The sequence below is a fragment of the Pseudarthrobacter sp. C4D7 genome, from assembly GCF_013359725.1.
Lineage (GTDB): Bacteria > Actinomycetota > Actinomycetes > Actinomycetales > Micrococcaceae > Arthrobacter.
Map to the genome: position 1 here is coordinate 19380 of NZ_JABFMW010000045.1, position 7683 is coordinate 27062.

General features: G+C 65.2%; 6 protein-coding genes and 1 pseudogene. 3 read left to right on the plus strand and 4 right to left on the minus strand.

All coding sequences use genetic code 11. The features are described 5' to 3' along the window. Positions 1-55: 55 nt before the first annotated feature. Complete coding sequence (locus HNO81_RS19405; protein WP_175319727.1) at positions 56-259, plus strand: antitoxin MazE family protein; 204 nt, start codon at positions 56-58, stop codon at positions 257-259. Next, positions 256-582, plus strand: a complete 327-nt coding sequence (locus HNO81_RS19410) for a type II toxin-antitoxin system PemK/MazF family toxin (RefSeq protein WP_175319728.1) — start codon at positions 256-258, stop codon at positions 580-582. The genes HNO81_RS19405 and HNO81_RS19410 overlap by 4 nt, the downstream gene beginning before the upstream one ends. A gap of 38 nt (positions 583-620) precedes the next feature. On the opposite strand, the gene HNO81_RS19415 is transcribed toward HNO81_RS19410, so the two are convergent. Genes HNO81_RS19415 through HNO81_RS19430 form a run of 4 tightly spaced genes read right to left on the minus strand, consistent with a single transcriptional unit; the run spans position 621 to position 7288 of the window. Beyond that, a complete protein-coding gene (locus HNO81_RS19415) occupies positions 621-1859 on the minus strand; it encodes a Wadjet anti-phage system protein JetD domain-containing protein (protein WP_175319729.1) in 1239 nt (412 codons plus the stop codon). Then, positions 1849-5244 (minus strand): ATP-binding protein, encoded by a 3396-nt coding sequence (locus tag HNO81_RS19420; RefSeq protein ID WP_175319730.1) that lies wholly within the window; start codon positions 5242-5244, stop codon positions 1849-1851. The genes HNO81_RS19415 and HNO81_RS19420 overlap by 11 nt, the downstream gene beginning before the upstream one ends. Then, positions 5241-5852, minus strand: a complete 612-nt coding sequence (locus tag HNO81_RS19425; protein WP_175319731.1) for a DUF4194 domain-containing protein — start codon at positions 5850-5852, stop codon at positions 5241-5243. Before HNO81_RS19425 ends, HNO81_RS19420 begins: the two co-directional genes overlap by 4 nt. Further along, on the minus strand, positions 5849-7288 hold the full coding sequence (locus HNO81_RS19430) for a DUF3375 domain-containing protein (RefSeq protein WP_175319732.1): 1440 nt from the start codon (positions 7286-7288) through the stop codon (positions 5849-5851). Before HNO81_RS19430 ends, HNO81_RS19425 begins: the two co-directional genes overlap by 4 nt. A gap of 229 nt (positions 7289-7517) precedes the next feature. Between HNO81_RS19430 and HNO81_RS20260 the strand changes: the two are divergent. Further along, positions 7518-7683 (plus strand): annotated as a pseudogene (locus HNO81_RS20260) (nucleoside deaminase); the annotation flags it as partial.

The following is a 7683-nucleotide window of genomic DNA, read 5'->3' on the forward strand; positions in this document are numbered from 1 at the left end:
CTTTCCCGCTCCCGGAGCCGTGACGAGATTATGCGTTACATGTAACGTTTAAGCCATGAGCGTTAGGGATCGTGTTGCGAGGCACAGGATGGCCATGCGCGAGCGGGGCTTCCGCCAAATCCAGATGTGGGTGCCAGACGCGCGTACGGACGAATTCAAGCGCGAAGCGGAACGACAATCACGGGCCGTGGCAGCGTCTGACCATGTAGCGGATGACCAGGATTTCGTTGAGCAAATTTCAGAAGATTGGCCGGAGTGAACCGCGGCGAATTATGGACGGTTTCCGGTGGCACCTACGCGCTAAAGCCGCGTCCGGCACTCATCATCCAGGATGACCTCTTTGCGGAGTCGGACTCGGTCACCCTGCTACCGCTAACGACCCACCTCATAGAGGCCCCGTTGCTTCGGCTCACGTTGGAACCGGGCCAGCTGAACGGATTGGACCGCTCAAGCCAAATCATGGTCGATAAACTGACCACCGTGCGTCGAGCCAATCTCGGACAGAGGATTGGCCGCATTGATTCGGAAACGATGGTGGCCGTGGGACAATCGCTGGCCGTGTTTCTCGGCCTTGCCCGCTGACTCGAAAGCCAGGCGGCACCTGTACCGCGTATCTGTGATCAAAGATCGCTTAGGCGTTGTTGTACCCAGTCCCAGGCGATCAGTTCTTGCTCGAGCCGGGCGGCGGGACCGTAGGCGTCGTTGACTAGTGCTTCGTAAAGGGCTGCCTCGCTTGGGTGTAGCCGCGTAAGTACGGCGTGTGAGGGAGCAGGCTCCCCACCCCAGGCCTCACGATGCGCCAACAGCGTCTCCTGGTCCATCAGCACGCTCTCGACGTGCGGATGGACCGCCCTGAGCTGGTCCAGGATCCGGAAGCCGTGGGTATCGATGTCGCCCCAGTAGAGAACACGGCAGTCCCGCAGCCAGTCGGCGTCCCGCAACGAGGAAAATCCGTAGCCGCCGCCGTACAGCGCCAATGATCCGGGCTGGTCTGGGAGCGCCAGGAAGTTCACCTGGTTCTCGGTGGCGATAACCGTATGTACCGGTAGGCAAAGAGAACCAAATGCCTCAGCCGTCACTGTGATGTCCCGCGCTCCGCCAAGTACTGCGACGGCGGGGTCCAGGATCCGGAAGCGGACCAACTCGGGCGAGTGCAGGAAGCCGTGGCGCCGGGCAAACCGCGCTGCCGGCGTGCGGCCGGTGCCATCTTCGAGCGCCGCCTCCCCGGCAGCTTCCAGGGCGTCGTCACCAGCGTCAACGGGCTCGGTCTCCGGAACCTGGACGACGGCGGCCAGCATTTGCCCGATGACCTGCCGGTGCCGCTCGATGAACTTGGTGTGGACCCCGGGCAGGCTGAGCTGCCGGACGTAGACCCCCGGTTCGGGGTTGTCTTGCAGCCACAGCGCCACCCGGGCAGCCGTCAGCGCATCGGCCCCGAGTTCCAGCAGCTTCAGCGGCCTCCGCAGCACCCACTCACGAAGCGACGGATCCAGGGCATTCATGCCCCCGGTAAGCTCCATAAACCGGGCAGCGTCCTTCGATTTCCCAACAAACCCGATTTCCTCGCTGGCCATCCCAAACACCGCAGCGGCCGGCAGCCGGTTGGACCCGATCGTGCTGCGACCCACTTCCACGGTCTCCAGACTGAACGGGCCGGCCGCGGCAAACAGCTCAGCTGCCCACGCACCGGCCGCAGCGTAGTCACGGAGGAGAGCCGCCGCCGTCGGACGCTTCAACGGACGACGCCGGGGGTACATTCCGGTGGGTTCCGCCAGCTCCCGGAGGAGCGAACCACTGCTCCACGCCTTCAGCGACATAGCCCTCAGGTCTGCCAGGGTGGTCCAGGATTCAGCGGGCATGCTGCTCCTTCTCCTTTCGGTACTCCTGGATGGTCATGTTGCGCAGCTGCGAATCATCACCGTTGGTGTTGGCCACGAACCCCACGTGGGAGACGAACGGCTCGATCACGTGGATCTTCTGCAGGGGTGTGACGATCAGCAGCTGCAGCTTCATCCGCTGGAACAGCTCCAGCCCATACCGGGCGGACTCGTCCGAGCCGCGGCCGAACGCCTCGTCAATCACCACGAACCGGAAACTCCTGCCGCTGCCGGAATTCCTGCCCGCTCCCTTTCCGGAACCCAGTCCGAACTGGAACGCCAGCGCCGCCGCCAGGATGGTGTACGCCAGCTTCTCCTTCTGCCCGCCGGACTTGCCGCCCGAATCCGTGAAGTGCTCGTACTCCTCGCCGGTCTCCGTCCACTTCTCCGAGGCCGAGAACGTGAACCAGTTCCGCACGTCGGTCACCTTCGCCGTCCACTTCCGGTCCAGGTCCGTCAGCCCTTCGCGGCCCCGGAACCTGTCGATCAGCCGCTCCACCTGCAGGTACTTCTGCTCCGAGTACTGGTCCGTCTCGCCAATGGTCCCCTCCGAGCACGCCCGCAGATCGCTGCCGAACTCGCGCACGTCCTGGTCCGACGTGGCCTGGTGCTCCAGCTGGATATGTCGGCCCGTGTTGTACGGAATACCCGCCAGGGACTGGTTGATCTCGCCGATCCGGTCCATGATGTTCTGCCGCCGGCTGTCCAGGAACGCGTTGAACGCCACCACCTCGCGAATGGTGTTCTGGTTCAGCAGGTCCTTGAACTGGGTCTCGAACCGGGGCAGGTCGTTGCCCACCAGCTGCTCCAACAGCCGGTTATAGTCCGGCGCGGCCTCCAACGAAGCGTCCACGTCCGTGGTCTCATTCGGGTACGTGTTGCGGAAGTCCGCCATTTGCCGGACCGTGCTTTCCGCTGCCCGGGCGATCCGCTTGGACAGCGCGTCAATGGCGTCCGTCAGGCCGTTCCGCACCGCGCTTTCCACGGTGGCGGTGTTTTTGTAAGTGAGCGGCTTGTCCCCGAGCGCGGCATCGGCGAGGCGTCCGACGGCGGCCAGCACCCCGGCGTCGTCCGTCACCGGCGTTTGACCCAGGAGGGTTTGGCACTCCTCGATTGTCTCGGCAATGTCCCGCGCGTCCTTCTCATTGGCGCCCAGCCTCTCCCGCAGTTTGCCCGTCCTCTCCTCCAGCCGCTCCAGCGCCTCGGTGACCTGCTCTTGCTTGGCCATGAGCTGTTGCAGGACGTCGCTGGTGGTTTCCAAGGCCCGCTTTTCCGCCTTCAGGTCCTCGATGCTGCGGGCCGTGGCCTGCCAGCTGATTTCGCCGAACTCCGTGACGGAACCCACCACGCCGAGCTGCCGGTTCCGGCGGCCCACAGTCCCCAGCTCCGTGTTGACCCGTTCCAGCTGCCCGGCCACTACCTTCAGCTGGCCCTGCACTTCGTCCAGATCGGCACGGAACCCGGCGATCTTGTCGTGGTTGTCCCAACCCAGCACATAGTTGCGCCGGTCCGCCAGGTCCCTGCGGTCGTCCTTCTCGTGCCGGCCCCGGCCGCCCTTGAGCTGGCCGTTGGCCGTCAGCGCCTTGGGGTAGCGGCGGAAATCGGCCAGGTTCTCGCAGCAGAAATAGTCGAACCGGCTGCTCAGCTCGTCCTGCAGGAAATCCCGGAATGGCGTGCCCTGCTTGATGGCGATCTTCGCAGCCAGCGTCCCCGGCTCAGCCGCCCGGGGCGCAGCGGGCTCGCCGGTCCTCAGGTAAACCAGCCGGCCCCGCAGGTTGTTCGCGTCCACCCAGCTGCTGACCGCGGCATAATGCTCCGCGGGGACCAGCAGCGAGAGGGCCAACCCGTGAAGGGTCCGTTCGGCGGCACCCTCCCACGCGGCCTCGCCGTCGCGGACCTTGAGCAGCTCGCCCACGAACGGCAGGTCGCCGTCCGTGATCCCGGTGCCGTCGCACAGCCGGCGGCGGATATCCAGCTGGGGGAGCGGGATCAGATTGCGCCGGGCCTGCAGGCTGGTGAGCTCGGCCTTGAGCTCACCGGACCTGGTGGTGAGCCCCTCCTGCTGGATGGACAGGGCGGTGCGTTCTTTATACAACGCCTCCGACCGGGCCGCCAGGTCCTGTTCCACCCCGGCCAACCCTGCCCGGTTCGCGTCGAACAGGACCCGGTCCTCCGGGGCCTGCAGGCCCAGGTCCGCCGCGGCGGACGAGTAGGCCTCGAACCGCTGCTTCTGCTCGGCGGACTTGGCAGCCAAGGCGGCCAGGTCGGCGTCGATCGCTGCCAGACGCCCGCCGCCGTTGGTGCGGATGTCCTCCTCCACCCCGGCCAAGTCCCGGCGCAGCTGCTTGACCTCCCCGTTCAGCCGCGACGAGTCCTCCTGCAGCCGCACTCCCGTCTGCATGAGCTCCGCCTGGTGCTCCCGGCTCAGCTGCAGCTTCCGGTCCGTGAACCAAGGGTGGAGTTGGTCCCGCTGCCTACGGGCCAGCTCGTCGTCGGCGGTCAGCCCGGCATGCAGGGCGGCGCCCTCCTTGATGGGCGTCAGCAGGGCGATCTGGTCCTTGGCCCGGAGCACGGCGTCATGGGCTTTCTTCAGGTCATCGAAGTGGTGGATCAGGTTGGTGATCCGGGTGGCAACGTCGTCCTCCTCCAGCATGTTCCCGCGCACGAACGAGGTGATGTTCTCCACCTGCTTCATGGACACCGTGCGGTGGAACAGCTCCATGGCCTGGTTGCCGCTGATCCCGAACTGGCGCTTGAACGCGGCCGAATACGGCTCGAAGGAATCATGGACCGACGCCCCGGCGGCGCGGAGCTTCTTCTTCAGCTTCAGCGGGTCCTGGCCGAAATTGCTGAAATCGGCAGCGATGCTCTGGTCCTTTTCCGCGAGGGAGTAAAAGCGGTTGGGCTGCCCGGCCTCCTGCGTGGCCCACAGCGTGATGCCCAGGGTCACCCACTTGCCCAGCACGGCGTTGTGGAAGACGCCCAGCACCACTGTCAGCTGGCCCGATCCGCGCAGCGCCACCGGCTTGGAGTACTCCCCGCCGGCGCTCCGGGCGCTCTTGTGGAAGCCCCGGACGTACGACATCAGGGACCGTTCCTTCTTCTGCGCCCCTGCGGCCTTGTTGTATTCGATCTTGTGCGCCGGAAGCAGCAACGTGGTGATCGCATCCACCACCGTGGACTTGCCCGAGCCGATGTCGCCGGTGAGCAGGCTGTTCGCCCCGTCCAGCCGGAACGAGCGCACGCCCTGGTGGAACGTGCCCCAGTTGAGCAGCTCCAAGCGGTGCAGCCGGAAACCCGGGGGAGTGCCGCCGTCGGCCGCGGTATCGTCCAGGCTGAACAGGCTCTCCTGCAGGTCCGTGGTCACTGGTTTGTCCCATCACCGGCGAGCGTCGCGCGGTAGTCGGCCAGCCGCGCGTCGAACTCCTCCAGCCACTGCGCATCCACGTACGCCTTGAGGATCCGGGCCACCTCGTAGGTATCCGCCTGCCCCTTGAGCTTGCGCAGGAAACCGAGCTCCACCACCTTTTTGATGTCAGCCCCCAGCCGGTCCAGCACACGCGCCTCGTTGCTGGATTCAGGCAGGAACACCGAGACCATGTCCGCGATCTCCTGTTCGGTCATGATGAGCCGGACCTCGCTGCTGTTGATGTCGAACTCCATCATGCGCCGGCGGAGCAAGGCCAGCAGCAGGCTGACGTTGAAGGTCAGGGTGCGGCGGGCGATGAGCCGGGGCAGCGTGCCGTCCGGATCGTCCTTGGACCGCAGGAAGGCGTAGCCCTCGGATTCGTCCAGGACGAGGTTCAGGCCCAGCACCGAGACGTAGTCGCGGACATGTGACGTCAGGCCGAGCAGGGCCTGCCACACCTTCTCGTCGTTTTCCGCATACAACACGCCCTTGAAGAGCCGGGTGACGACGGCGGGTAGCTCCTCCGGTGTGCGGGTTTCCGTGTCAGTTGTGGCTGGGGTGTTCATGCCGGCCTTCCGAAGATGATCTGCTCGATGGTGGCTTCGCGGGTGGTTCCGTCCGGCAGCTGCCACAAGAGTTGCTGTGACTGCTCCGGGTTGATGGTGGCCCAGTCTGATTCGGTGGCCAGCTGGTAGTAGGCCACTACTTCCGCCAGCCCCTGGGATAGGGGATAGGTCTCGGTGACCTCGGCAAGGGTGGCTTGCTCTGCCTCGGCCAGGACGGCGTCAATGTTGGCCCGCAGGCGTTCCTTGTCCACGAAGAACTGGCCGAACAGTGCCGAGGCGTCCACATCGTCGTCATCGGCCGTTTCCACGGAGTCGTCTACCAGAATTTTTCGACTGGGCTCGTAGAGGGGACGTTCAAAGGGGAGCACCACGTCCACGGATGGTGCGTCAATCTCCATGAAAGCGCCCGACGGCGGTGCATCCCGGTTGCCCAGCGCGCCGGATTCGATGCTGCGGATCAGCTGCATGATGCGCTTGTTCTCCAGGAACACCTTGTCGTCCAGGAGCCGGCGCATCTGCTGGGAGAGCTGGCGGACCGTGGCCTGGGTCTGTTCGACCGCGGGCAGCCAGTCCTGGTGGAGGTTGGCCACCGCCTGCATATCCGATGTGGCCAGCGCTTCGATCTGGGTTGCTCTGTGCAGGAGGTCCTGGAGCTCATTGCGGAGCTGGGGCGACATCAGGTAGTCCCAGAAGCCTTGGAAGGTGCGGCCCTGGAGGGAGCTGCTGATGTCCTGCTGGTTGTCGAAGATGGACTGGAGCAGCTCTCCCTGGGTCCCGTCCCAGGTGGCGATCTGCTCCCGGACCTGGCGGTCGAGTTTCCGGAAGTTCTGTTCAACCTCCCGGAAATCGGAGAGCAGGTCCTTGGCCAGGGTGGTCAGTTGCTGCAGGTGGTCCAGGGCTTCCGGGCCGGTCATCACCCGGACGTTGCCGTCCCTGATCCGCTGCATCTCGGCGTCGATCCCGTCCCGCTGCCGCTGCAGTTCGGCGAGCCGGACTTCCGGGTCCGTTTCAGACTGCTGGACCAGCTGCTTGAGGACGGCAAAGATGCTGGTGAGGCGTGACTGGGTGGCGACGAACTCCCGCCCGCGCAGGTTCTCCACCCATCGGATCACGTCTTCCGAGGCGGCGGTGAGGTCGTAGCGCGGCTCATCCTCTCCGGGCACGTAGTACTTCCTGAGCCATCGGCGCTCATCAGAGGCCCAGTCGTCCAGGTATTCGCCTGCGGGGCGGGGAAACCTGTCTTCGCCTTCGCTGTCCCGCAGGCCGAACAGAACATCGTCCAGGGCATCGATCAGCTCCTGGCGGCCGAGGTTGCGCTGATTCGGACTGGTGAATGCGGCCATAAAAAACGTCAGGGCCAGCGGTGCATTCTGGGCGCGGAGAAGCGACCAACCTGCGTGGTTTTCCCGCAGGGAGTTGATGGCGTAGAAATCCATTCCTGCCCCGGTGTTTGGCGCGTCACATTGTCGGCTTTTACTCTAGGCGACACCCACGACAGACGTTCACGCCTGGCACGTCGGCAATGAACCAGAAGTGGGGCTGCCCGTAGTCCACGGTTTGGACGGTGACGACGGCGGGAAGCGCCCGAGGGCCGCCGTCGTCCGTCCGCCCCGGGGTGGTGCGGATCCCCGTGGTGGGCGTGTCAGTCCGTGCAAGAATGGCGCCATGACTCACGAGCAGCCGCACTCCGTTGCGCCGGAACTGGACAGCGCCGACCTTCCCGCCTTCGAAGCCGCCTACCAGGCTGCACAGAAAAGCCTGGCCGAAAGCGGCATCCCCATCGGGGCGTCGATCGCCCGGGACGGCGTGGTGATTGCGGACGGACATAACG

Bases quoted from the DNA above. Each gene is read 5' to 3' on its own strand.
- HNO81_RS19405 (WP_175319727.1), top strand. From the start codon at position 56: ATGAGCGTTAGGGATCGTGTTGCGAGGCACAGGATGGCCATGCGCGAG.
- HNO81_RS19415 (WP_175319729.1), bottom strand. From the start codon at position 1,859: ATGCCCGCTGAATCCTGGACCACCCTGGCAGACCTGAGGGCTATGTCG.
- HNO81_RS19425 (WP_175319731.1), bottom strand. From the start codon at position 5,852: ATGAACACCCCAGCCACAACTGACACGGAAACCCGCACACCGGAGGAG.
- HNO81_RS19430 (WP_175319732.1), bottom strand. From the start codon at position 7,288: ATGGATTTCTACGCCATCAACTCCCTGCGGGAAAACCACGCAGGTTGG.